This is a genomic window from Cupriavidus sp. 8B, assembly GCF_054589115.1.
In genome coordinates this window covers 51,464-74,598 of sequence record NZ_BAAILO010000266.1, presented here as the reverse complement: position 1 = coordinate 74,598, position 23,135 = coordinate 51,464, and the positions used below count along the sequence as shown (strand labels likewise).

The window sequence follows — 23,135 nt, the reverse complement described above, 5'->3', positions numbered from 1 at the left end:
CATTCTGCCGATAGAGAGCCTGTCCTCCTGCCTAGCGCGAGAGCGACAACCCGACAATTTCGAGAATAGGAATAGGACGTCCTGATCGGCGATGCGCACGCGTGAATATTCGCAAGAAGCGCGACGCGAAGCGCCGGAGTGGGGTCTTCGTCCAATATCGCCTACAAAACAACCAGCGTTCCGTCATGACTTTTCCGTTGTCAGCCATTCGGCGCGCCTGCATGGCTGCGGCAGGGCTGCTATTTGCGTCGCCGCTCTCGCAGGCGGCGCCCAATGCGCACGACACGCTTCCACCTGTACCCGCAACGCAAAGCGTGGCGGCACCTGCGATGCCCCTCAAGGCGCAGACCCTGGCACTCCGCCAGCTGGGCGAATACGGTCCGATCGCGCTTCGCGGCGTCAATGCCAGCCGGACGCTGAACGTCGGGGTACGCCTCGACGAGATTGTCACAGCGGCGAAGCTGACGTTGAACTTCACTTACTCACCCTCGCTGATCCATTCTCTTTCGCATATCAAGATCACATTGAACGACGAAGTGGTCGCCACACTGCCGCTGGACAAGGAGCACGCAGGGCAGCCGGTGACGCGGGAACTCGATCTCGACCCGCGCTTCTTCACCGATTTCAACCGCATTGGCGTCCAGCTCATTGCCCACTATACGGTGGATCAGTGTGAGGATCCCACCCATTCCAGCCTGTGGGCCGATATCAGTCCGACGACTACCCTGACGTTATCCAAGGCCAGCGTCAGTCTCCCGAATAGCCTTTCGCTGATACCCGCGCCGTTCTTCGATCGCCGCGACAACGGCCGCGTCACGCTGCCTTTTGTGCTACCGAATACCGCCAGCAGCAGTACGCTGCGCGCGGCAGGCGTGGTCGCTTCGTGGCTGGGGGCGCTCGCGAGCTACCGCGAGGCGCGCTTTCCAGTGACCGACACGCCGCCAGCGGACAGGCACGCCATTGTCTTCGCGACACCAGCGGAGATGCCCGCTGGCCTGGATATACCGGCGATCGGGGGCGCATCCATCAGCGTCATCGACAACCCCGCCACGCCTGGCCGCAAGCTGCTTCTGATTGCCGGGCGCAACGCGCAGGAACTGCAGACCGCCGCCAACGCGCTGGTGCTGGGCAAGGCGGCGATGGCCGGCGCAGCCACACTAGTGCAGTCGGTAGATCCGGGCCAGCCGCGCCAGCCGTACGATGCACCAAACTGGGCGCCGGTGGATCGCCCGGTATGGTTCAAGGAACTTGTCAAGGAGCCGCAGCAACTGCAGGTGGCAGGCAATAGTCCGGAGCCGATTCGCATCAACCTGCGCGTGCCCGCCGATCTGTATGGCTGGAATCAACGCAGCGTCCCGCTCAATGTAAAGTACCGCTACACGGCGCCGTCCGCGTACAACGATTCGGTGCTGGGCGTGGACATCAACGATCAACTGGTCAAATCATACCGGCTAAAGCCGCTAAGCAGCCAGAGCGACGAGAGCGCCGTAAGCGTGCCACTGTTGTCGGGCAGCAATGCCATCGTGACCAACGAGATCCAGATTCCAGCCTTCCGCGTCGGCAGCAACAATCAGCTTCAGTTCCGCTTCCATATCGACTCGCAGAAGACCGGGCTTTGCGCGGCGACGGGGGGCGACGTGGCGCGTGCCGCCATTGACCCGGACTCGACCATCGACTTCAGCGGTTTCCATCACTACGCAGCCTTGCCCAATCTGGCATTCTTTGCCAATAGCGGCTATCCGTTCACACGGCTTGCCGATCTTGCGGATACGGCGGTCGTGATTCCGGACGCGCCCACTGCCCGCGATAAGGAAACGCTTCTGACCCTGCTCGGCCACATGGGAAAATGGACCGGGTTGCCGGCACTGCGTGTGACAGTGACGCCCGTAAAGGCCATCGACACTGTCACAGACCACAACCTGCTGGTCATTGGCACAGGCTCGGCCGCACAATGGCTCGCGCAATGGGGCAAGTCCCTGCCTTTGCTGATCGAGCGAGGCAGGACCGAGATAGCACTGCGTGACCAGCGCTCCAGCGCCTGGCCGGACTGGTGGAACGGCCTCGAAGGGGATGCTGTAGCGCCTGCCGGCAGGGCCATCCTGACTGCCGGCGGCCCCATCGTCGCGCTCATCGGCTTCGAGTCGCCCTACGCCAAGAGCAAGAGTGTGGTAGCGATTACCGCGGCCGATCCCGGCCGGGTCGGCGATGTGCTGGACGCTCTGGAGGACCCTGGCAAGGTAAGCCAGGTACGGGGCGACCTGACCATCATCCGCCAGCAAGAGATCGAATCTCTGCGAATCGGCGAGCGCTATTACGTTGGCGAATTCCCCTGGTATGCACGTATCTGGGTCAAGGTCTCCGCGTATCCGGCCTTGATGGCGGTCGCCGGGATCCTGGCCGGCCTGGTCTTCGCGCTCGCCGCCTTTCTGGCGCTGAGCCGCATCGCAGCCCGTCGTGCGGGAGGCTGACATGGCGCGGATGCGGGCTCGCCTTGCTCGCTGGCTCCTGGCCGGCATGATGGCCACCGCCACCGCCACCGCCACCGCCACCGCCACCGCCACCGTTGCCGGTGGCGCGGCGACCTGTCCCTGGCCGGATTGGGAAGACTTCAGGCGCAATACGATCAGCGTAGAGGGGCGCGTCGTCGATGCGAGCAGCGAGCAGAGCGTTACTGTGTCGGAAGGCCAGGCCTATGGCTTGTTCTTTGCGCTGGTTGCCAACGACCGCCCCATGTTCGACAAGCTGCTCGGCTGGACCGAAGACAACCTCGCGCGCGGCGACCTGACCGCGCATCTTCCCGCATGGATCTGGGGCAAACGCGCAGACGGCGGCGACGGTGGAACATGGGGCACGATCGATGCCAACCCAGCCAGCGACGCCGACCTCTGGATCGCCTACACGCTTTTGGAGGCCGGCCGCCTTTGGCAGGAGCGTCGTTTCACGGCGCTGGGCTCCGTCTTGGCCGGCCGCATCCTGCAAGAGGAAACCGCGCAGTTGCCGGCCCTCGGCCGCACGCTTCTTCCCGGCCCCGTCGGATTCCAGCTCAAGCCCGATGTGTGGCGGCTGAATCCAAGCTATGTGCCGCTGCAACTCATGCGCCGTCTCGCTACGGCATTGCCTGAGCAAACGGCATGGACGCACCTCGTCGAGACGTCGGCCAGGCAGGTGATGGCCACTGCGCCGCTCGGCTTTTCCCCCGACTGGGTCGAGTATCACGCTGTCCGCGGCTTCCAGCCGGATACGAAAACCCAGGCCGAGAGCGCATATAACGCGATCCGGGTGTACCTCTGGGCCGGCATGCTCGCGCCGCAGGAGCCGCTGCGCCCGGCCATGCTACGTAAGTTCGAGCCGCTTGCCGATTTTGTGGCCACCAACGGTTATCCGCCAGAACGCTTGAACACACAGACGGGCATGCCCGGACGCAACGCTGGCAATGCCGGCTTCTCCGCTGCCGTCGTACCGCTTCTCATAGCGCTGGGCAAGCCCGGCCTGGCCCATGCACAGGCGCAACGCACACGCGCTCTGGCTGCTCAGGCGCCACTGGGATACTACAGCCAGGTGCTTGCCCTTTTCGGTCTCGGCTACCTGGACCGGATGTATCGTTTTGATGCCGACGGCGCCCTCGTCCCTGCCTGGAAAACCACATGCCCTGCCGCCGCGCGCTAGTCTCAGCCTTGGCGCTGCTCCTGGCCAACACGGCAAGCGCACCAGCCCAAGCCCAGAGCACCGCGGTCGCGCCCGGTCCGGCGCTCTCGGCTGAAATGGCGCAACTGCTGGCCGCGGCCCGGATGTGGGAAGCGAAAGGCCGCGCCGACCTCGCGCGTGAGGTGCTGGAAAAGGCCTTGCTGCTCGATCCCCGGCAGCCAGAGGCGCTGCAGTTGCTCGGCCTGATCGAAATTCGCTCCAATCGCCCAGCCCAGGCCGAGCTGATCCTGCGCCAGATGCGCCAGGGCAATCCGGACAACCCGGCGACACGGGGGCTGGAGGACAGCTATCGGATTGCAACCCGTGACAAGCCGGAAATGGCCCGCATCCGCCTGCTGGCGCGCAGCGGGAAGTCCGATGAGGCGTCGGCCCGGTTGCAGGCGCTATTTCCCCGCGGAGCGCCAAGCGGCGAGCTGGCGGGCGAATACTATCGCATCCTGGCAGGCACCTCCGCCGGACGCCTGCAAGCCATCGCGGCGTTGCGGCTTGCCACCCGGCAAGACCCGGGCGACACCCGGCTGGCACGTGTACTCGGTAGCCTGCTCACCGAGCGTGAGGCCACTCGCCAAGAGGGACTGGGCATCCTCCATGGTGTCGCGCAGCGGCCCGACGCGGATCGCAAGACGGCGCTGGAAGCGTGGCGCCGTGCACTGAACAATGTTCGCGACGACCCCGCCTACTATCGCGCGTTCGAGCTCTATCTGAAGGAAGTACCGGACGACCAGGTCGCGCAGGCAACGCTGGCCACGCTTGCCGAAAAGCTCGATGCCCACCGGCGCATGCTCGCCGACCCCGGCTACCAGGCTCGCCAGCGCGGCCTTGCACAGCTTGAACGTGGCAACCTGATTGAGGCCGAGAACGCACTGCAAGACGCCTACCGTACCCGTGCGGGCGATGCCGTGCTGATCGGAGCACTGGGACTGGTCCGCATGCGCCAGGGCCGACACGATGAAGCGCGCGAGCTATTTGCACGCGCTTTGCGGCTCGATCCCGAGCAAGGGGGGAAATGGCGCGGCTTGCTCGCCACCGCTGCCTTCTGGGGTTCCGTGGCACGGGCGCGCGACGCCAACGCGCAAGGCAGGCCGGCCGAGGCGGAGGCGATTGTCCGGCGGGCGCTGGCGCAACAGCCGGAGAATCCTAGCGCTCAACTGGTCCTCGCCGACGCGCTGATGGCGCAGCAGAAATTGCCGGAAGCCGAAGCGTTGTTGCGTCACCAGCTCTCTGCTCGCGAGCCGGATCTCGGCGCGCTGCGCCGGCTAGCGACACTCCTGCGCGACAACCAGCGCAACGAAGAGATTGCTCCCTTGATCGCTGGCACGGAGAAGCGCCTGACGGGGGCCCAGGCCGAGTTGAACGCGCTGCGCGCCGACGTGCTGGCGACGCAAGCGGACCAGTTGCTTGCGCAACGCAAGAACAGCCCGGCGATGGCCCGGCTCGAAGAAGCCATCCGCCTGAAGCCGGATTCGCCCTGGAGCCGCTTTACCCTGGCCCGCATCTACCGCGACCTCGGCCTGCCCGCGCTTGGGCGCTCCGTGCTGGACGACGGACTCTTGGTATCGCAGGCGCCGGAAATGCGTTACGCCAATGCGCTCTTTCGCAATTCACTGGAGGACATCGACGGTGCGAGCGAAGTCCTCGCACCCATACCGCAGGGCGAACGCAGCGAAGGTATGCTCAGGCTCGCTGGCAGTCTGGCCGCCCAGCAGCGGTTGCGTGATGCGCGCCAGCTGATTGCCCGCGGATACGAGCCACAGGCGCGCGTGTTATTGCAGCGGGCGACGCTTGCGGCCGCCGCCGATCCGCAGATGCTCGCCACGATCGGGCGCGAATGGATCGGCCTGCGCGAGCCGGACGTTGGGCTGCGGCTCGTGCAGGACTGGCTCGCCGCCCATCCCGAAGATCCCGCCATTGGGGTACGCCTGCGCTACGGCGAGCTGCTCGCCGCGGCCCAACGCGACCGCGAACTGGCAGCATGGCTGGACGATGCGGGCACGCGCCCCGGTCTCTCGCAAGATGATCGCGCCGCGTTCGAAGGGCAACGCCTGCGGCTTGCCCTGCGCGAAACGGATCGCCTGATCGCGCAGGGCGAGCTGGGGCGCGCCGAGCAGACTTTGCTTGCCGTGCCGGCCAGGCAGCAGGAGGACCGCCGCTGGCTGCTGACCCTGGCGGACCTGCGAGACGCGCAGGGCGACTATGCGTCTGCCGCCAAGGCCGCAAGCATGGTGCTTGCCTCGCAACCGCAAGACGCAGGCGCACGCCTTACCTTAGCCCGCATGCTTGAACGCGAAGGCAAGCTTGATGCCGCCACCGACCTGGTGCGCGCGGTGCTGGCCGACGCCCCGGAAGAGGATATCGATACGCGGCTCTCCGTCGCCCGACGTCTCACCGCGCTGAGGCGAGAGGATGAAGCCGCGGCCGTGGCCGACTTGCTACGGCGCAGGTATCCGGAGCGTTCCGATATCACCGTCCAGCAGGGACGCATCGCCCAGGCGCGCGGCGCCTACGACGAGGCGGCGGCGCTGTATCGCGAATCACAGGCCCAGGAGCAGCGCGCGAGCGTTCTGCCCGGGCCGGACGGCACGCCGGCCGAGCACGCCCTGCGCGCGCTCGAGGCGCGCCGGCAAGGACAGTTCGCCACCGCCACCCTGGCGTCGCAAAAGGCCGGTGACCCCGGCATATCGAAACTGGACGCCATCGAGATTCCGCTGTACTTGCGCATGCCGCACGGCTACAGCGGCCACGCCTTCCTCCAGGCCGATACCGTCCTGCTCGATGCCGGCACGCTGCCGGCCGACCGCTTTGCCGACGTCACCACCTTCGGCCAGATTGCCGCGCGCGGCAATGCGAACCTCTTGCCGGCTGCCCAGCATGAGCGCGGCATGGCGCTGGCAGCCGGTTATGAGTCGGACCGCGCCTACGACAGCTGGCGCGCTGATATTGGTACCACGCCGCTCGGCTTCGTCAGGCAAAGCGTCGCCGCCGGCTTGCGCTATCGCGCGGAACTTGGCAATGCCTCGGCATCCGTCGACGTGTCGCGGCGCGCCGTTACCAGCAGCCTGATTTCCTACGCCGGCGCGACCGATCCGGCAACCGGCCAGACGTGGGGCGGTGTGCTGCGCAACGGCATCAATCTGCACTACGCCCAGGGCGTGGGTCGCGGCAGCGTGTTCGCAGATCTGGGCGCAGGCTTGCTGACCGGGCACAACGTGATGACCAATCGCGAGTTGACGCTGCGAACGGGCATCGACTGGCCGCTGTTCGAGCAAAGCGGCCAGCGCGTGAAGAGCGGCCTGGTGGCCAATTACTGGCACTATGCCGAAAATCTACGCTTCTACAGTTTTGGCCACGGCGGCTATTACAGCCCGCAGCGCTATCTTTCGCTTGGCGTCCCGCTCGACTGGGCCGGACGGCGCGGGCCGTGGTCATGGCAGTTGCAGGGATTGCTCGGCTGGTCGAATACCTACGAGAAGGATATGCCGTACTACCCGACCCGGCCGGACCTCCAAGCATCGGCCGTAGCCCGTCTGGCAAGCAATCAGCTCGCGCCCCCCGTGTATGCGGGCGGATCGGGCGGGGGCATCAGCTACGCTTTGGGTGGCGCGGTCGAGTACGACATTTCGCCATACCTGGTGGCTGGCCTGCGTTTCCAGATCGACCGTTCGCGCAACTATGCGCCGAACCGCGCGATGGCGTATCTGCGCTATTACTTCAGCAGACAGGAAGGCCGGGCTTTTCCGCCCACCCCTGTGCGGCCTTACTCCGCCTACTGAGGGCTGCAATGAACGATACCGAAGGCATGCGCGCACCAGAAACACGCCGCCCCCGCTTCGCGCGCTCGCGGCATCGCGTGACACTGGCCATCGACGGCCTGCCGCCGGCGCTCGCGGCGCTCGCCCCAGATTGCGTGCACGCGATCTACGCCGAGCCATCGCCGGCGCGCGATGCGCTGCTCTGGCAGACCGCGGTCCCCGCGCTGCGCGGCCCCGCGACCGTCCTGTCCACGCGCGATGCACCGGACATCGCGGCGGGGCTGCGCCAGCATGGCCTGGACATTGACGCCCCGGGATCGCTGCACCGCAAGGCCAATCTCTGCTCGCTGCGCACCCTGCCTGGGCGGCCGGGCATCGACGTCCTGCTCGAAGCGCTCCAGTCGCTGTCCGATCGATGCGCCGCGCACGGCAGCCAGTTCCTCGTAGACGGCGCGGAAGCCTTCTTCTCGTGGCACGATGGCAATGCGCTGCAGCAGGAAGGCGCTCGTCTTTCCGCCTGGTGCGCGCGGCGACACCACGGCGTGCTGCTGATATTGGCGCCGCCGGCGACAGAGGACAATCGCGCTGCTACCGATCTGCATGCCTTCCACGGCCGCTTTGCTGGCGTCGTGCGGCTCACTCTGCGCCACGGTCAACGCGCGTGGGAAGTCGCGTTCTGGCGCGATCGCGACGCCGTCGTGGCAAGCGAGACGCTTGCGCTGCGCTTTTCGCCGCGCGACCATCGCCTGATGGTGGCAAGCGATGCGGTCACCGGCGCCACGGAGGAGGCCGGTCTGCTGGCACCCGACGAGCAGCGTGTGATCGTTGCCCGCGATGCGGTGATACGCGAACGCTGGATACCCGAGCACTGGGAGGTGGTCGACAGTAATGAAGCCGTGGCCGCCACCGCGCAGAATGCCGTCGCCGCGACGGTGATATTCCATTACGGCGGCCACCAACAACTCGAAGGGCTGGCACGACAGGTCCATCAGTTGCGCCGCCGCTGCGGCGAGGCCTTGAAGATTGTGGTGCGAGAAGACGGGGAAGCCATGCGGCAGCACTATGAACTGCTGGTCCTGAACCTCGGCGCCAACCTGGTCATTGGGCGCCGCACGACGTTCGCACGTGGCGAGGCAATCCTCGAAGGCATCCAGGGTCAGCTATTCTCGCGTCCGGTCCCTGCCGACTGCCAGACCGCGCTGTCCGCCGTAGTCTCCGGCGCCGCGACCGGCTATGTGCCGGCGGGAGAGTTCGTCGAGCTTGTGCGTACTGCGCTTGCGCGCAGTCGCACCATTCGTTTGCCGCACGTGCTGCTACGCTTGCCATTGCTGCCTGAGGTGGCGCATGTGGATGCGCTGCGCGCCTGCCGCATGAGCCGTGTTGGCGATATCTGCACTGTGGGTTCGGACAGCTTGTACGCGTTCTTCTTTGCCTGCCGGATGAATGATATGGACGGGGTATGCAAGCGGGTCTTCCAGCGCCCGTTGGTCGATCTGTTCGCGGGAGAACTGCGCTGCGGCGACCAGGACTCCATCACCGCTTTGCTCGAGACGTTGGAAACCGATGTGGCCGGTCGCACCCTGCCGGATTATCGCGGCTGGCTGGCGCTTCATCTGGACACCCCTGCGGCAGCCGCGACGACGCTGGCCCTGTCCGGCGAGGTACAAGCCATGAACGCGCTCCCACGCAGCGACGCGCAACCCCCGTCACCAGGCCGATGCGCGTCGCCGCGCCAGTTGCCACGGCCACGCGCGGTACCGCTGAAGCCCCGGGGCCTATGACGATGCGTCAAGCAATCAGGCCGCATATGGCAAGTGCTGGTCTTTATTTGCCGCACAGGGCCTCGCTGCGCACGGCGAAAGGCGTCGACTTGCGCGCTGCGTAGTGCTGGCGTTTGACCGCCCATGGCGGTGCCAACCTGCGGCAACACGCGGCAACACGTGGCAACTACCGCTCACCGGCGCTCGGAGGACCTGAGGAAGGCTGAAGAGATCTCCCGGGCCAGAAGGTCAAGGGCTTCCAACTCACTCTCCGACATGCCGCCCGCGCAGGTGGTTGACCCCCAGTCGCCGCAGATGATGGCGACGCAGCGATTGTGCATGTCCACGGGCGCGAGCAGGATGGACTTGGCGTCTGGCAGTTGCTCGCGATACCAGCGCGGCACCCGGTGCGCCACTTCCTTGTCGAAGGTGTCCGCAAACAGCAGCGGCTTGTGCGCGATGGCGGCGAAATGAAAGATGTCCGGAACGAACCCTTCCTCGAACGACAAGGCTTCCAGCTTTTCCCGCATGCCCTCGCCAAAGGCGACACGTGCTCCGAAACGCTTGGCCGCCGGGTTCAGGAGCATGAGAAAACAACGCGAGAAATTCAGTGCCCTCATCGCTGACTCGAGCACCAGCGGGGCCAGTTCGGAAACCGGAAGATTGCCGCCCGTGCGTTTGATTTCAAGGAGACTTTCCTGAAGTCGCTTGAGGACGTTGTGCGGTTTGCCGGAATGATGGGGTAGGGGCGCTTCGGCAACATCATGCGACTCGGATCCGGCGATGGAAGCATTGAGTTCCCGGGCTTGCCATACCGCGGCATCGACGACGGATGATTGCAGCCCCAAGGCCTGCGCATGGCTTTGCAGCAAGTCATGGATGACCTCCTCGGGCTCCCCCTTGGAAAGAAGTGCCGCAGCCCGGGAGGAAATCTCGGCGATCGCGCCCAGCCAGTCTCCATGGGAGTCCAACACCATTTCCGTGTCGAGGTGCTTGCGCGTCATCGACCTCGCGATCAGGGCAGGCAGCCGCCATTTCACCGCGGCCGCTTCGGCGATTTCCTCCAGGGTCACGCCGAGGATACGCTCGCAGGCCTCGCTTTGCGCGATGGCGTCCTCGGCGCACAGAGCTTCGATCCGTGCCCATTCGTCAGGCAGGTAGAACACCAGCAGCAACCGGCTTATGTCGTGCATCAAGGTGCAGACCACCGCTTCCTCCGCCTGGTTGATGCCTTGCGCGCTGCTTAGTGCACGCGTGAACTCGCCGGCGACAAGCGCTTGCTGCAGTGCCCGCGCGGCTTGCGGGCGCTTGGGTGCTGCGCCACTGAAGTAGTCCAGTAACTGGACGCCGAGCGTCAAGTGGCTGATCGCATCGACGCCCAGGATCAGGATGGCGCGAGATACCGTCGTGACCTCGCCGCCGAACGAGTGGTACATGGCCGAATTGGCCAGGCGGATGACCTTCTGCGACAGGCTGAAGTCCGAGAGCACGCCAGCGGCCATCTCGCCGACGCTGATGTCGCTGTTCAGCGTCTTGAAGACGTTGTCGAAGCAGAATTGCAGCGTGGGGAAGTCTCCCTGCCTGGCCATTCTGGTCCAGAGTTCTTCGAATAACTGTTTCTTTTGCGTCACGGCGTCTAGTCCAGGAGTACTTGCGCACTGTCGAGTTGCAGCTGGCCGGTCTGGATAGCATTCTCAAACTGGGTTGGGCTCATCGCCTTGGCGTAGCGCCAGCCCTGGACCAGATCGCAACCCTGCTCGGCCAGCAGATGGCTCTGCGCATCCGATTCGACGCCCTCCGCGATCGCCACCAGGCCCAGTTCACGCGCTAGTGACAGCACCGCGGACACGATGGTTCTGGCGTGCGGCGAGTTCATCATGTCGGCGACAAAGCTCCTGTCGATCTTTAGCACCGAGAGCGGGAAGCGGCGAAGGTAGGACAGGCTGGAATAGCCGGTGCCGAAGTCGTCGACGGCGAAGCGCACGCCCAATGCACGAAGCTCGATCAGCAGGTCTTCGGCGGCCTTGGGGTCGGTCATCAACGCCCCTTCCGTAATCTCCAGAAACAATCGATTGGCGCCGATGCCGGATTCCGCGATCGCCCGTCTGACGCTGTCGGCGAAGCCGGGGTGCCGGAACTGGACGGGCGAGACATTCACCGACATGTAGTCGACATGGATGCCCAATGCATCCCAGCCCGCAAGCTGCACGCAGGCGCAGCGCAGCGCCCACGCTCCCAGGTGATTGATGAGGCCGTTGTTCTCGGCAATCGGGATAAACACATCCGGCGAAACGATCTCGCTCTCGCGTTCCCATCGCATCAGTGCCTCGACAGCGCAGACCTTGCCCGAACCGGGCCACACGATTGGCTGGTAGCACAGCAGGAATTCTCCGTTCTGCACCGCCTCGAACATGCCCTGCTCAATGCGGAACTGTTCGTCCAGGCGATGCTCCAGCTCCGACGAATAGACGCAGTAGCGATTTTTGCCCTGCGCCTTGGCGTCGTACATGGCAAGGTCGGCGCACCTGAGGAGCTGAGAGGTGGACCGATGCGAATCATCCCAGAAGGTAAGCCCGATGCTCGTGGTGACACGAACCTGGCAACCGGACAGCTGAAAGGGCTGTCTGCAGGCGTGTGTGATTCTTTCAAGCATACCAATGGCGGCAGCCTCAGATGTCATCCCATTCAGGAGCAGTACAAACTCGTCGCCGCCAAGCCGAGCCACCGTATCCTGCGGACGCACGACGTCTTTCAATCGCATGCTCACCTGCTTGAGCAACGCATCTCCGAACTCGTGGCCTAGGGAATCATTGACCTTCTTGAATCCATCGAGGTCCATCAGGGCGATAGCAAACGGCGCCTTTCCCTTGCCGTCATCGGCAAAATACTCGGCGATGCGCTTGCGCATCAGAGCCCTGTTGCCGACACCGGTCAGGGGGTCGCGAAAGGACTCATCAACGAGCCGCTGTTCATTGTCGACCCACCGCGTCACGTCGCTGCCATACATCAGCAGGCACGAACTTCCGTCTTCGCTTGCGTGGAGACTCAGACGGATATCCAGCCATCGGCTTCCACTGATGCCACCTGCGAAGCGCACCCTGTACCACTTGTGGCAACCGTCTCGCTCGCAGCCCTGGAGCAGTTCGGCAAGTCGTTCCCGGTGTTCGGACGAAACTATGTCCAGTATCGAGGACCTGAGCAGGTACTCACGCGGGTAGTCCAGCAATTGTGCCGATGTCTCTGTCGCTTTCAGGATACTTCCCTGGGCATCGACCAGCAGGGCGAGCGCCCCTGACACCTCAAGCAACGCCAGGGCGTCCCGCTCCGACATATCGCGCAAGAGATGTGGGCTGCGGACCGATGATGACCAGTCGGCAGGCTCGTCTGCGAGCACTGCGTCATACGTAAACGATGTCATGGAGTTCATTAGCTCGAAGTCCTTGCAGACGAAATCGCCTCAGCCATTCTGCTCAACCAGATAAACCGGGTCATTCTGTGTTTGCGTAACGACGTCTCCCGAGGGACGCAGCGGTGCGGGCAGCGCGGGAGGTACCTCGGCGTCGCTGCGCTCCAGCATGCGGGCCAGCCGCGGCCAGCGCCGAGCGGCGGCATGGAAGACCTGCTCAGCCTGCTGGTCGTAGTACCGTCCCGGTGCGAAGCCCTCTACCTTCTGGCCCAGTGCCTCGATATCGCTGCTGACGGCGCATGCCGGGTGCGATTGCGCAGACTTCATAGCTTACCTTCCAGCCATATGCCGTCCGCCCCGCGGACAACATAGTCATTGCGGCGCCTGAGCATGACAGTGTCGTCCCCTTCGCCAATCATCTGCGTCTGGGGCAGGTCGTTCGCATACTGAGGCAGCGCGGGCGCACCGGGCCGGAACGGACTGTCTGCCACGATATTCGAAAGCAACTGCACCAATGCAAGGAAACTGCTCGGCGCCTCGATTGTCACCGGCTGGCCCGCCGCGGGCGCCGGCAGGCCTACCAGTTTGACGCCCACCGGGACATGCACAATGCGCGGCGACGGGATCTCGCGCATGCCGGCGATCTGGTTTTCGTCACCGCGCAGCGCTGCCCCGTGCTCGGGCACGAAGACGACTACCGCCTTTCGCCCCGAGCGGCCAATCAGCTCGATCAGCTTGTCCACATCGCCCAGCAACTTGTTGATCCGAAGCGGATAGGACTCGAGGCTGGTCAGTTTCTGGCCAGGCAGGCGATTGCCGTCGTGCAGGGACACGGTGTTGTAGTACAGGGCCATCGGGCCGCCTTTTTGCGCGAGACGGCCCTTGTACCAGTTCTCCAGCACGGCATAGTCGTCGAGGATAGGCGAGTTATCGAAGGCACGCATTGCCACCGGCAGCCCCGCGGTCGGCTCGGGCTTCACATCCGGCACGCCGATTTCCTTCTGTACGACGTCGAGGAAGTTGTCGAAGTGTCCGTCGTGATTCATCAACATCTTTACATCAAAGCCGGCCAGGGCCAGATCCTCGAAGAGGTGGCACTGTGCCGGCGCCTGACTGTAGAGCGCCTGGTGCGATTGCTGGCCGCACGAAGCGCGCAGCAGCCGGATGGCTGCCGGCCCGCTATAGCTTGCCGCGGAACTGAAGTCCTTGAACAGAAAGTCGAAGCGCGACAGCAGCGGATGATTGCGCGCCTTCGCGACATCGAGATCGTCCCAGGCGAGCGAGCAGATATGCAGCACGATGATGTCGAACTGGGCGTCGGGGGCTGCCGCGAGCTTGCCGAAGCTCACCTGCCGCTTCGATTCCTGCTCGCGGAATCCTGCCAACTGGGCATCCTTGTCGCCGGCAACTGCCGCACTGTCCACGCCGGCGGGGCCGGGGGTGCCCGCCGTACCGCCCGCTATCCGCGTAGCGGCCGTGCCAGCAGCGATGCCGCCGACCTGCTGCCACATCGGCACCACCAGCAGCGCAAGCAGAACAAACGTCGAGACGCGCACCCAGCGGTTGACAATGGCGTATGCGATTAGCGCCGCCATTGCCGTGACGATCATCTGATGGCTGATGACTCGCTGGGACAACTCCAGCATGTAGGCAGGCGTGAAGCTCTGCAGATTTGAAAACTGGGAGGCTACGCGAGCGAAGGGCGGCAGGTTTGATTCCCAGTACAGCAAGGCGGCACCCGCAGGCAAGGCCAGGCACTGCCGCAACAGGCGCAGCCAGCGGCGACGCAGCGGGAACAGCAGCACGGATGCGAACAGAATATTGAACAGCCATTTCGGTGCGACCTGTCCGGTCGCGTACAGGTAGAGCTTGGCTGCGAAGTAGAGGTTCCAGAGTCCCATCGTGTCGAGCGAGATCAGGGCTGGCGCGGCCGCGGCCGCGCAAAGAATGCGTCAACCGCATCCATGAAAGCGTCGTAGAGCCGCAGGAGACCCTGATAGCCCATCCCGACCACGTCCTTCAGGCCACGCAGCGGCACGTCGGTCTGCTGCCCCTCGTGCCACTCGAGCCAGGCGTCGGCCCGCCCGAATGTGCATTGGATAAGCTGGATCTCCATGTCGGTCGTCAGTTCGTCGAGCTTCACGCCCAGGCGGTAGTCGTGGTAGCGGGTCACGGTAGCGGGGAAGTGGTATTGCTGGCTGCCGCGCGACAGGCAGACGCCGACGCGCATACCGCCCTCGAGGCGAGCTTCGACCGGCAGCACCAGTCCGAGCCCGCCCATCGAGTAGTTCTCGGTATGGCAAGCGAGCGTCTTGCCATCCGGGAGCAGCAGCGTGGCCGGCACGCGCATCGGGATGCGGTGCGACACGCGCACCTGCCTTGCCTCCTTCGCCACGCCGACGGCGGCCCCCAGCATGATCAGGTTCACCAGCGCCCATGCCATATTCATCACCACCGTCGCGGGTTCCTCCGTGCGCCAGAGCAGCAAGCGGCCAAGCCCGAGGGCAAGGCCCAGCACGTTGATTCCCAGCAGAACAAGATACGGCTTCGAAATTGTCCAGTCGAGAAACTCCTCCTCGATCTGCCCGCCCTTGGCGGTCACGTTGAACTTGCCCAGCCTGGGGTTGATGAAGGCCACTGTGGTCGGCAGCACGATGTACCAGGCCAGTACCGATTCATAAACCTCGGCCCAGAACGAATGCCGGAACCTCCCTTGTATCCGCGAGTTGGAGATATTTGCGATGCAGATATACGGCAGCACGTAGGCCGCAATCTGCACGGCGGACGTGTTGATCACATGCAACTCGAAATAGAGGTACGCGATCGGCATGGTCAGGAAGATCAGCCGTGGAATACCATAGAAGAAATGCAGCATGGCGTTGCTGTAGCAGATCCTCTGGAACACGCTCAGCCCCTTGCCGAGCAATGGGTTGTCGATCCGGAAGATCTGCGCCATGCCACGCGCCCAGCGGATGCGCTGGCCGATGTGGCCGGACAAGCTTTCGGTTGCGAGACCAGCAGCCTGCACCGTGCGCAGATATGCCGTGTTGTAGCCGAGCCGGTGCAGCTTGAGGGCAGTGTGCGCGTCCTCGGTAACGGTTTCTACCGCGATGCCACCGACTTCCAGTAATGGCGCGCGCTTGATGACGGCGCAGGAACCGCAGAAGAAGGTCGAGTTCCAGAGGTCATTGCCATCTTGAATGAGGCCATAGAACAGGCTGCCTTCATTGGGGACACGACGGAAGGTGTCGAAGTTGCGTTCGAACGGGTCTGGAGAAAAGAAATGGTGCGGCGTCTGCACCATCGCGCATTTGGGGTCCGCGACGAACTCGCCCATCGTCATTTGCAGGAATGAGCGTGTCGGGATGTGATCGCAGTCGAAGATGGCGATATATTCGCCCTGCGTTTTCGGTATCGCCTGGTTGATATTGCCAGCCTTTGCGTGGCGGTTGTTGTCTCGCGTGATGTAGCCGACGCCGGCTTCCCTGGCGAAGGCCTGAAACTCGTCGCGCCGACCGTCGTCGAGGATGTACACATTGAGCTTGTGAGCGGGCCAGTCGATGCTGCGCGCGGCGAACACGGTCGGGCGCACCACGGAGAGCGGCTCGTTATAGCTGGGGATGTAGATATCGACTGTCGGCCACAGTGCGGGGTCGGCCGGCAGCGCGCGCGGCTTGCGGTTCAGCGGCCATGCCGTCTGGATATAGCCGAGGAACATCACCAGCCAGGTGTAAGCTTCCGCGGCAAAGAGCAGGTAGCCGATCACTGCTTCGGTCGCGGTGTGAAGGTCAAGGGTCTGGGTCGAGCGCCACCAGATGTACCGCCCCGCCATCAGTAGCGCCAGCGAGATCATGACTAGCGTTGGCAGCCTGCCGGGGATGCGGCGCAACAGCATCACGCCTGCCCATACCAGAAGGAACAAAATGACCTGCCCGGTCAGCGGCAGCGGCGTGGTGCAAATGACGATGTTGGCGATGGCGGCGAGCAGCAGCAGCGCCGGCAGAGCGAAAGGGATCTTGGCTAGCGCCACGGCAAGCCGTTCGAGATGTTGGCCACCGACGATCCAGCCAATGCGCGGCAGGCGCGCCGCGATGCAATCACGCCTTTGCGCCACCCACTGGTAGCCCGATGCCAGCCAGCGGATTTTCGTGCGCCGCACCGGAGAAGACTTGACCTCTGGCCGCAGCGGATTGCGCCGCTGCGTTGTTGCGGCAATGCGGCGCCGAGGCTTCGGCGCACGCAAGACCAAGCGCAGCAGCCATGCGCGCGGAAGCGAATTCCTGCCGAGCCCCAGACGTTCCGCCACGCGTCGGCTCAGTGCATGGATCCACAATGCAGGCAGGTCCGGGCGGCCTGGTCGCGGTGGCTGGAAGAACAAGCGAAGCAGCCATTGCTGGTTGCCTCCTGGCTCGCCCCGCCCGGCAATGCCCAGTTCGCGCGCCAGAACGGGCCCTATGGCGACACCCCATCGCCGGAGCATCTGCGCGATCACGCCGGCGCTCCCTGTGCGCCGCCGTTGATCCATCCTGAGACCCATGACGCCAGGCCGTGCAGGTCATGCGCAGCCTGCGAATGCGGCGAAGTCAAATGGAAGGCTTCGTTGCGCGTAAACGCCTCCGGCAGACCCTCGTCCTGGTGCACGGGATACGGGAGCATGGCCGGCCCCAATGTGGTGCGCAGCAGCGCCATGATGTCCGCATGCAACTGGCGTGCCGGATTTACCAGGTTGGCCACATAGGCGCAGGGCGTACCGCTGGCCACCATTGCTTGGCGAAAGCCCTCCAGTGTGGCGCACACCGCGGGCGCGGGCGGCGTGAGCACAAGCACGAGATCCGCCGCCGCGATGGCCTGGCTGGCCTGCACCGAGGGCCAGGTCGCCGTGTCGACGAGCGCGACACCGTGAGCTGGCAGAGCGACAAGGGCCAGCCTCTTGCGAAGCCAGTTGGGGTCGCGATCCATGCGTGCCAGTGCTTCGCCGTCGACGCCTTCGCTGCCCCACGGGACGAACAGGACCCCGTCGTCGCTGACAAAGCCAGCGTCGGCCCAGGCCTCGGACGCCGTCGCCAGGATGCGCGATGACAGGCCCGCCTTTGGGGGCGTTTCCATGCCGAAGTACATACCGAGCACGTTGCGCGGGTCGCACTCGATGGCAAGTACCGGATTGCCACGCGCGACCAGCAGTGACGCGAGCTCGGCGGTTAGCGTGGTCCGGCCCGCGCCGCCAACCGTCGAGACGATGGCGAGGATCTTCACCGGCGCGTCTCTCCCTGGCCGCGCCAACGCTTGCCATGAATCACGATGCCCTCGAGCTGTTCAGGCAGCCGCGCGATGCGGCCAGGCCAGCGCAGCAGGCCGATGCGCCACACGAGCCACGCCAACGGCACTGCCAAGATCAGCCCCCAGACAAAATAGCCGAGAAAAACACGCATGATCGCCATAGAAACTGTTTCCGAATGGGCGAAGGCGGCCCTGCCCACGCACCTGGCCGCACCCGATGTGGAGCAGAGGGACTCTGTCCGTTCTGACGTCCGGCCCGCAACTAAGCCTTCTGCCTCATTTGCAAGCCCATATAAATGCCCTCCTACAAGCCCAGCGTAGGATCCGCCTCCCCGAAATCTATTCGTTAGCGCATCCAGGTCGCAGCCGTAAGTTACTAGTACGCCACACAGATCAGCGTTAAGGCCAGGTGGTTCCTGAACGGCTCGGACGACTGGGGAGACTCCACTGGTCCGTAGAGAGATCCCACGATTCATCGCTTGGACACTTTCGGGGCAGACGTCGGCGATGGAGAAGGCAAGCGCTATCCCTCCGAATATCGGCCGGCGCCTCGCATTCTTTAGGGTGAAATGGAGAGGATCAGAAAAACGCAGGAGAAACTTGTCATCGGACGGACGCCGCGTTAAGTGGCGCGTCCGTCTCAGACCGGCCAATTGTGGAGGTTGGGTGAAGGTGCCAGGATTTTGCCCCTCTGGTTTACTACGACGGTACAGTCACTACACTTGGTATGGGTCGCGCGAGTCAGGTGCGCGGCCCTCTCAATTGCTCCCACGCTCTACACGCTGTCGGAAAGAGCAGTTACACGCTGCGTGCATTGTTCGTGCGGCATGCTGGTCTCGCTGGTCAAACAGGAGGATGCAATCATGCAAACTGTGATAAGGAGATTTTCCGGAAAGGGTGCAAAGGAGTTGTTCGATCTGCTGGAGACGCGCACGGCTGAGGTCGAAGAACTGATGCGTTCGGTCAAAGGCTTTGTCGGCTACACCCTCGCACGCAGCGGCGATGGCGGATTCTCGGTGACTGTTTGCCAGGACAAGGCAGGCACTGACGAAAGCGTGCAGAAGGCGAAGGACTGGATCGCGAAAAACGCCGGAAGCACGGGCGTGGGCGCGCCGGAGATATCGGAGGGATCAGTCCTCATTCACCTGAAGTAACATTGCCTTGCGACTGGCAGCGCGTGAGTTCAGCGGGCGGATGGGGACGTACGCAACCGGCCTCACCGTCCGCTCCTCACGCCCACGTCTTGCTGGGTTCGTCCAGACCTGCAAACGGACCCAGGTCCGTATTATTCCGAAAAGCGGAGCGGGCAATTTTCTTCTTTATCGAGTCCAAGGGAAGTCCCTTTTCGACCACTTCGTCCAGTCAGTCCCCTCCGAGGCGCGCCGCTGTGGCGTTCTCGCCTAATGTGGACCCTCGGCGAGATAATCGGGCCGTTCTCAAGTGATGTGGGCGCGTTCTCACGTAATGATGGTCCCATCAGCGCCGATCTAATCGGTTCCTGCGATTTATGTTATCGGGCCACTACACCTATGTGCCGACCAGCGCCGATCTCGCATCGAACGATGGCATCCCTCCATCGCCCCTGAATACGTTCATTGCGTCGCCACTTGGCCCCCGCGTCGGCGCGGTCTCATGGATAAGCACCGGCGTTCGGAGTGAGGATGGGGCTGGCGTGCACTGTTTCCAACACGAGCTGCATTTCCCTGAGAAAATGCCCCCAATGATGATGCGACTTTGACACAGTGACACGACAAGCTTTCGGTAAAACGTGGTGGGGTGAGCAGTGGCTCAATGCCCTGACCCACATCGACTACGACAACCGCCTGCCGCGCGGACGAACCTACGCGAACAAAGGGGCAGTCAAGGATCTTGTCGTCAGGGATGGAACCATTCACGCCCTGGTGCAAGGCTCCCGGCCACGCCCCTACCAGGTGACGATCGCCGTGCCGCCACTCTCAAGGAAGGATTCGACACGGCTTCTGGATGACATCGCGACCGATCCTGCCTTGATCGCCAAGATGCTCAATCGGGAACTGGATCCGACAGTTCTGGATCGGGCTCGTAGACTTGGTATTTCCGTCTTTCCCGGGCATTGGAAGGACCTGGATATGCAATGTTCCTGCCCGGATTGGGCCGTGCCTTGCAAACACCTGGCTGCAGCAATTTACCTGTTGAGCCGGGAGATCGATGGCAATCCGTTCCTGGTGTTTGCATTGCGGGGCGTCGACCTGGCGCAAGCCTTAAAATCACGCGACATCCATCTTGAACCGGGAGCCGGGGCTGTCCTGCCCGCATTGGCCGAGCTGCTGCCGACAGCAGCGGACATGCCGGCTGATGCAGGAGATCTTGCTGCGTTTGATCAGCTCGATCTGTCCGCGATTCCGGACGTGATCGCTCCGCTCCTGCACGTGCTGCCTGCACACCCCACATTTTTCACTAATGGAGATTTTCGCCAAACGTTGCAGCGTGTCCTGGTACGGGTGGGCAGGGCGGCGCGACAGGCCATGGATATCGGCGCCGTCAACGCTGAGGGGATCACGCTTGCCGCGGATGACCTGCCGATGATTACGATGGACTCGGAATTGCGCGCGACCGTGTCCGGTACCAAGGACATCGCCACCATTGATGCCTTGGAAACTGCATTGGCCCACATTGAAGCCAGCAACTTGCCAGACCTGCAGCCTCGCGTGGCGGCTCTTTTCCACGTGCGGCTGATAGCGCTGCAGTTGCTCGCACGTGGCGCGGTGGTCCCCCAGATCTTGGCCGGGGATGCTGGCACAGTGGTGCTGCGCTGGCTTCCGGCCACGCTCGACGGGGTCGTGCTCGACCTCATGCAGCGCCTCGCCGCTGCGTTGCCATCGGGCATGCTCAAGACGGGGAAGGGACGGAAGCGGGCGGTGCTTACGCGCGAGGCTCAGGCAACATGCCTGTGTTCCCTGTTTCTGAATCACTTCGTCCATGCATGGTCAGGTGGCGCGGGCGAAAAACCTCTCGGTAATAAGACGCTGGCTCTGTTCTTCTGCACAGGGCGAGCAAGCTACTCCGGTCCGGGTGAGGGCGAGATCGCTGCCGGCATTCACACCTGGCTGTCCCGATTCCATCTGGCGCACCGGGAATATGCACCGGTGTTGTGCATCGAGGAGGGGAGGGCCGGGCATTTCGGATTGTCACTTATGGTCGAGCATCGCTCGGCAGTACTGGAGACGCCGGTATCCCTGGCAGCGATTCTCACCGAACAGGCCTGGTCGAAGGCACGATTTGGCATTCTGCAAACGATCGCGCTCTTGGCCGAGTGCTTCCCGCCGATCAATGCCTATATTAGTGCTAGCGCCAAGGCACCTATCAAGATTGCCGCGGATGCGCTGCCGGGCTTGCTGTTCGACACGTTGCCAGTGGTCCGTTTACTGGGTATTCGCGCGCTGTTGCCGAAAGCGCTCGAGCGGTTGCTGCGCCCCCGCTTGTCCATGCAGATCAAGGGCAAGACCACTGACAGCAGTGGCTTCTTTAACGCCGACGATATATTTGCGTTTGACTGGAACGTGGCCGTCGGTGACCATCTGCTGACACTCGCCGAATTCGAACGATTAGTCAAGGATGCCACGGGCGTCGTACGATTCAAGGGGACCTATGTCTATCTGGATCCGAACGAGGTCGAGCGCCTGCGCGCGCAGATGGCCAATCCATCGACGCCTGCCGGCGCTGAGTTGCTGCATGTCGCGCTGGCGGGGGAGTTCACCGGGACGACTGTTGGCCTGGATGGCAAGGCTAGGAAAATCATCCAAGACTTGCTGCAAGCGGGCACGGTGCCTTTGCCGCGTGGTATCGACGCCACCTTGCGCCCATACCAGCAGCGGGGCTATGCCTGGCTTTATCGGAATGCGCGAGTTGGCCTTGGCAGCGTGATTGCGGACGACATGGGTCTGGGCAAGACACTACAGGTCATTGCGACCCTGCAAAAGCTCAAGGAGGATGGCGCACTTGACGACGCCAAGGCCCTGGTCATCATGCCGACCAGTTTGTTGACCAATTGGCAGAAAGAAATTGGCCGTTTCGCGCCCAGCCTGAGCGTCGGCATCTTCCATGGCAGCAAGCGTGAACTCGGCGCAGTCCGGCCCGACGTCCTGCTGACGACCTACGGCATCGCCCGAACGGCCGCGACTGCCTTGCGTGCCTTAGCGTGGCGCGTAGTGGTGGTGGATGAGGCTCAGAATATCAAGAACCCAGCGGCCGCCCAGACCAAGGCCGTGAAAGCGGTCCCCGCCGCCAGCCTGATTGCCATGAGCGGCACGCCGGTGGAGAACCGCCTGTCCGAGTACTGGAGCATCCTGGATTTCGCTAACCGGGGTTATCTGGGAAGCCTGAGTCAATTCGTGCGGGACTATGCGACGCCTATTCAAATCCAGCGCGATCAGCATGTCGTGCAGCGCTTCAAGCGGGTGACGGCTCCCTTCCTGTTGCGACGCCTGAAATCTGACAAGGCCATCATCAGCGACTTGCCAGACAAGATCGAGCAGGATCAATTCTGCACGCTGACCAAGGTGCAGACGGCTCTGTATCAATCGGTGGTACAGGAAGGGTTGCGAACCATCACGGGGGAATCAGACACGTTCAAGCGCCAAGGCTTGGTGCTGCAGATGATGCTGGCATTGAAGCAGATCTGCAATCATCCCGCGCTATATCTAAAACAGGGGCAGGTCGATGCAGCGGCGTCTGGCAAGGCTGATCGATTTCTTGAACTCATTGACGATATCCACGCGAGTCATGAAAAAGTGCTGGTATTTACCCAGTTCCGCGAGATGGGCGACTTGCTATGCCGTTGGTTACAACAGCAATACGGCCGAGATCCGCTATTTCTCCATGGCGGTGTCCCGCGGGCCAGGCGGGATGCGATGGTCGAGCGATTCCAGAGCGACCGAACTGAACGGGTGTTCATCCTGTCGCTCAAGGCCGGCGGGACCGGGCTGAACCTGACGGCGGCCTCCAATGTCATCCACTACGACCTGTGGTGGAATCCTGCCGTCGAAGCCCAGGCCACGGATCGGGCCTATCGCATTGGCCAGCAGCGCAACGTTCAGGTCCACCGCTTCATCACGCGCGCGACGTTTGAAGAACGTATCAACGACATGCTTCGTGCGAAGCGGGAACTGGCCGACTTGGTGGTTGGTACTGGCGAACAGTGGATCGGCAATCTCAGCGGGGAGGACCTCAAGGCACTGTTTAGCCTGTCGGAACGTTGAG

13 protein-coding genes are annotated in these 23,135 nt (G+C 63.4%); 6 read left to right on the top strand and 7 right to left on the bottom strand.

The genetic code is table 11. The features are described from left to right. Window positions 1–221: 221 nt before the first annotated feature. From bcsB to bcsE, 4 genes are read left to right on the top strand one after another with little or no spacing between them, the layout of a single operon-like run. Entirely contained in the window at window positions 222–2,468 is a 2,247-nt protein-coding gene (gene bcsB, locus ACYP5B_RS26460; RefSeq protein ID WP_459571672.1) for a cellulose biosynthesis cyclic di-GMP-binding regulatory protein BcsB, read from the top strand. Window positions 2,469–2,478: 10 nt separating this feature from the next. Continuing rightward, window positions 2,479–3,666 (top strand): cellulose synthase complex periplasmic endoglucanase BcsZ, encoded by a 1,188-nt coding sequence (gene bcsZ / locus ACYP5B_RS26455; RefSeq protein WP_459571739.1) that lies wholly within the window; start codon window positions 2,479–2,481, stop codon window positions 3,664–3,666. Beyond that, the gene (locus tag ACYP5B_RS26450) at window positions 3,645–7,475 is read left to right on the top strand and encodes a cellulose synthase subunit BcsC-related outer membrane protein (protein ID WP_459571671.1); all 3,831 of its coding nucleotides are present in this window, start codon (window positions 3,645–3,647) and stop codon (window positions 7,473–7,475) included. Before bcsZ ends, ACYP5B_RS26450 begins: the two co-directional genes overlap by 22 nt. Before the next feature lie 8 nt (window positions 7,476–7,483). After that, window positions 7,484–9,235: a cellulose biosynthesis protein BcsE gene (gene bcsE, locus ACYP5B_RS26445; protein ID WP_459571670.1), complete on the top strand. Its 1,752-nt coding sequence runs from the start codon at window positions 7,484–7,486 to the stop codon at window positions 9,233–9,235. Window positions 9,236–9,408: 173 nt separating this feature from the next. On the opposite strand, the gene ACYP5B_RS26440 is transcribed toward bcsE, so the two are convergent. From ACYP5B_RS26440 to ACYP5B_RS26410, 7 genes are read right to left on the bottom strand one after another with little or no spacing between them, the layout of a single operon-like run. Continuing rightward, the gene (locus ACYP5B_RS26440) at window positions 9,409–10,803 is read right to left on the bottom strand and encodes an HDOD domain-containing protein (protein ID WP_459571738.1); all 1,395 of its coding nucleotides are present in this window, start codon (window positions 10,801–10,803) and stop codon (window positions 9,409–9,411) included. A 47-nt stretch (window positions 10,804–10,850) separates the two neighbouring features. Then, entirely contained in the window at window positions 10,851–12,641 is a 1,791-nt protein-coding gene (locus tag ACYP5B_RS26435) for a putative bifunctional diguanylate cyclase/phosphodiesterase (protein WP_400094196.1), read from the bottom strand. Between the two features lie 30 nt (window positions 12,642–12,671). Beyond that, on the bottom strand, window positions 12,672–12,947 hold the full coding sequence (locus ACYP5B_RS26430; protein WP_400094194.1) for a hypothetical protein: 276 nt from the start codon (window positions 12,945–12,947) through the stop codon (window positions 12,672–12,674). Continuing rightward, window positions 12,944–14,521, bottom strand: a complete 1,578-nt coding sequence (bcsG, locus tag ACYP5B_RS26425) for a cellulose biosynthesis protein BcsG (protein ID WP_459571669.1) — start codon at window positions 14,519–14,521, stop codon at window positions 12,944–12,946. Before bcsG ends, ACYP5B_RS26430 begins: the two co-directional genes overlap by 4 nt. A gap of 14 nt (window positions 14,522–14,535) precedes the next feature. Further along, the gene (bcsA, locus tag ACYP5B_RS26420; protein WP_459571737.1) at window positions 14,536–17,100 is read right to left on the bottom strand and encodes a UDP-forming cellulose synthase catalytic subunit; all 2,565 of its coding nucleotides are present in this window, start codon (window positions 17,098–17,100) and stop codon (window positions 14,536–14,538) included. Between the two features lie 8 nt (window positions 17,101–17,108). Then, window positions 17,109–17,873 carry a cellulose biosynthesis protein BcsQ gene (bcsQ, locus tag ACYP5B_RS26415; RefSeq protein WP_459571668.1) on the bottom strand — a complete coding sequence of 255 codons (765 nt, stop codon included), beginning with the start codon at window positions 17,871–17,873 and terminating at the stop codon, window positions 17,109–17,111. Then, the gene (locus tag ACYP5B_RS26410) at window positions 17,870–18,058 is read right to left on the bottom strand and encodes a hypothetical protein (RefSeq protein ID WP_400094190.1); all 189 of its coding nucleotides are present in this window, start codon (window positions 18,056–18,058) and stop codon (window positions 17,870–17,872) included. Before ACYP5B_RS26410 ends, bcsQ begins: the two co-directional genes overlap by 4 nt. Window positions 18,059–18,760: 702 nt before the next feature. Here ACYP5B_RS26410 and ACYP5B_RS26405 point away from each other — a divergent pair. Together ACYP5B_RS26405 and ACYP5B_RS26400 are read left to right on the top strand one after the other, a co-directional pair. Continuing rightward, the gene (locus tag ACYP5B_RS26405; RefSeq protein ID WP_318232931.1) at window positions 18,761–19,051 is read left to right on the top strand and encodes a hypothetical protein; all 291 of its coding nucleotides are present in this window, start codon (window positions 18,761–18,763) and stop codon (window positions 19,049–19,051) included. A 588-nt stretch (window positions 19,052–19,639) separates the two neighbouring features. After that, window positions 19,640–23,134, top strand: a complete 3,495-nt coding sequence (locus tag ACYP5B_RS26400; protein WP_459571667.1) for an SNF2-related protein — start codon at window positions 19,640–19,642, stop codon at window positions 23,132–23,134. Window position 23,135: the final 1 nt, after the last annotated feature.

Bases quoted from the DNA above. Each gene is read 5' to 3' on its own strand.
- bcsB (WP_459571672.1), top strand. From the start codon at position 222: ATGGCTGCGGCAGGGCTGCTATTTGCGTCGCCGCTCTCGCAGGCGGCG.
- bcsZ (WP_459571739.1), top strand. From the start codon at position 2,479: ATGCGGGCTCGCCTTGCTCGCTGGCTCCTGGCCGGCATGATGGCCACC.
- ACYP5B_RS26450 (WP_459571671.1), top strand. From the start codon at position 3,645: ATGCCCTGCCGCCGCGCGCTAGTCTCAGCCTTGGCGCTGCTCCTGGCC.
- bcsE (WP_459571670.1), top strand. From the start codon at position 7,484: ATGAACGATACCGAAGGCATGCGCGCACCAGAAACACGCCGCCCCCGC.
- ACYP5B_RS26440 (WP_459571738.1), bottom strand. From the start codon at position 10,803: ATGGCCAGGCAGGGAGACTTCCCCACGCTGCAATTCTGCTTCGACAAC.
- ACYP5B_RS26435 (WP_400094196.1), bottom strand. From the start codon at position 12,641: ATGAACTCCATGACATCGTTTACGTATGACGCAGTGCTCGCAGACGAG.
- ACYP5B_RS26430 (WP_400094194.1), bottom strand. From the start codon at position 12,947: ATGAAGTCTGCGCAATCGCACCCGGCATGCGCCGTCAGCAGCGATATC.
- bcsG (WP_459571669.1), bottom strand. From the start codon at position 14,521: ATGGGACTCTGGAACCTCTACTTCGCAGCCAAGCTCTACCTGTACGCG.
- bcsA (WP_459571737.1), bottom strand. From the start codon at position 17,100: ATGCTCCGGCGATGGGGTGTCGCCATAGGGCCCGTTCTGGCGCGCGAA.
- ACYP5B_RS26410 (WP_400094190.1), bottom strand. From the start codon at position 18,058: ATGGCGATCATGCGTGTTTTTCTCGGCTATTTTGTCTGGGGGCTGATC.
- ACYP5B_RS26405 (WP_318232931.1), top strand. From the start codon at position 18,761: ATGCAAACTGTGATAAGGAGATTTTCCGGAAAGGGTGCAAAGGAGTTG.